General features: G+C 68.6%; 1 pseudogene. It reads left to right on the plus strand.

From position 1 onward, the window contains the following. A pseudogene (locus AC1DWF_RS37300) lies at positions 1–567 on the plus strand (indolepyruvate ferredoxin oxidoreductase family protein); the annotation flags it as partial.

The following is a 567-nucleotide window of genomic DNA, read 5'->3' on the forward strand; positions in this document are numbered from 1 at the left end:
GCACTTCACGGAGACGCCGCATGTCTTTGCCAATATGGGCGACGGCACCTATGCGCATTCGGGCGCGATGGCGATCCGCGCGGCGATCGCGGCCAAGGCCATCATCACCTACAAGATCCTGGTGAACTCGGCCGTCGCCATGACGGGCGGGCAGCCCGCGGAGGGCGAGGTGACCGTGCCGCGCATCGCCGCGCAGGTCTGGGCCGAGGGCGCACAGCGCGTCGCCATCGTCGGCGACGACCCGGAGCGCCACCAGGGCGACCCGCTGATTCCCACGGGCACGAGTTTCCATCCCCGCGCCGAGCTTGACGAGGTGCAACGGATGCTGCGCGAGGTGCCAGGCGTCACCACGCTCATCTACGACCAGCAATGCGCGACCGAGCGCCGTCGTCAGCGCAAGCGCGACCTTGCGCCCAAGGCGAGGAAGCGCGCCGTCATCAATCCGCGCGTCTGCGAGGATTGCGGCGACTGCTCGCGCGCCTCGAACTGCATCGCGGTGGAGCCGATCGAGACGGAATGGGGCCGCAAGCGCCGCATCGACCAGTCCGCCTGCAACCAGGATTTTTC

This window comes from Aminobacter sp. P4_D5 (assembly GCF_056401815.1).